This window comes from Streptomyces sp. NPDC006012 (genome assembly GCF_042871185.1).
Classification (GTDB): domain Bacteria; phylum Actinomycetota; class Actinomycetes; order Streptomycetales; family Streptomycetaceae; genus Streptomyces.
The window spans coordinates 1-1,487 of sequence record NZ_JBIAIE010000067.1; the positions used below are offsets into that span (position 1 = coordinate 1).

A 1,487-nucleotide genomic window follows, 5' to 3' on the forward strand; every position below is an offset into this window, starting at 1 on the left:
TCGCTGATGGGGTGGGGGTTGTGGTGGCTGAGGTGGGGTCGTTGGTGTTGCGGCCGATTGGTGTGGGTGAGTTGTCGTCGGTGGGTGTGGGGGTGCGGGATGCGTTGTTCCGGGTGGATTGGGTGTCGGGGGTTGTGGATGAGGGTGTGGGTGGGGGTGGGGTGTCGGGTGAGGGTGTGTTGGATTTGACGGGTGTGGGTGAGGTGGTTGATGCGGTGGGTGTGCGTGGGGTGGTTGAGGGTGTGTTGGGTTGGGTGCAGGGGTGGTTGGGGCGTGGTGAGGGGGGTTTGCCGGGGGTGGTGGTGACGCGGGGTGTGGTGTCGGGTTCGGTGGTGGGGTCTGCGGTGTGGGGTTTGGTGCGGTCGGTGCAGGTGGAGCATCCGGGGCGGTTTGTGTTGGTGGATGTGGGTGTGGGGGTTGAGGGGTGGCGTGGTCGTTTGGGTGGGGTGGTGGCGTCGGGTGAGTCTCAGGTGTGGTTGGGGGAGGGTGAGGTGCGGGTGCCGCGGTTGGGTCGGGTGCGGGTGGCGGAGGTGGATCGTGCTGGTGACCGGGGTGAGGTTGAGGGTGCGGTCGTGGGTGTGGGTGTGGGTGTGGGTGTGGGTGGGGTTGTTGATGGTTTGGGTGGGGTGGGTGTGGGTGGTTCGGTGTTGATTACGGGTGGTACGGGGACGTTGGGGCGGATGGTGGCGCGTCATGTGGTGGTGCGGTATGGGGTGCGGAGTGTGGTGTTGGTGTCGCGTCGGGGTGGTGCGGCGGTGGGTGCGGGTGAGTTGGGGGAGGAGTTGGCTGGGTTGGGGGCTCGGGTGACGTTTGTGGCGGCGGATGTGTCGCGGCGGGAGGGTGTGGTGGAGGCGTTGGGGGCGGTGCCGGTGGAGTTTCCGTTGCGTGGGGTGGTGCATGCGGCGGGTGTGTTGGATGACGGTGTGGTGGGGTCGTTGTCGGGTGAGCGGTTGGTGTCGGTGTTTGGTGCGAAGGCGGGTGGGGCGTGGTGGTTGCATGAGTTGACGGAGGGGTTGGGGTTGGCGGCGTTTGTGTTGTTTTCGTCGGGTGCTGGGGTGTTTGGTAGTGCGGGGCAGGCGAATTATGGGGCGGCGAATGGGTTTTTGGATGGGTTGGCTGCGTGGCGGCGGGGGCGTGGTTTGGCGGGGGTTTCGTTGGCGTGGGGGTTGTGGGCGGATGCGAGTGGGATGACGGGTCATTTGGGTGGTGTGGATCATGTGCGGATGAGTCGGGGTGGGTTGGTTGGTTTGTCGGAGGGTGAGGGGATGGCGTTGTTGGATGTGGCGTTGGGGGTGGGGGAGGCGCGGTTGGTGCCGGCTCGGTTTGATTTCGGTGTGTTGCGGGGTCGGGCGGTGGCGGGTGAGTTGCCGGTGTTGTTGCGGGATGTGGTGCGGGTGCCGCGTCGTGCGGTGGCGGCCCGGTCGGCGGCGGGTGAGGGCGGGGTGACGCTGGCCCAGCGACTGGCCACCCTCAACGAGACCGAACAG

At 66.8% G+C, this 1,487-nt stretch carries 1 protein-coding gene; it reads left to right on the top strand.

All coding sequences use genetic code 11. The features are described 5' to 3' along the window. Positions 1-20: 20 nt before the first annotated feature. On the top strand, positions 21-1,487 hold a 1,467-nt coding region (locus tag ACFYPJ_RS39035; RefSeq protein WP_389026884.1), incomplete at its 3' end, for a beta-ketoacyl reductase.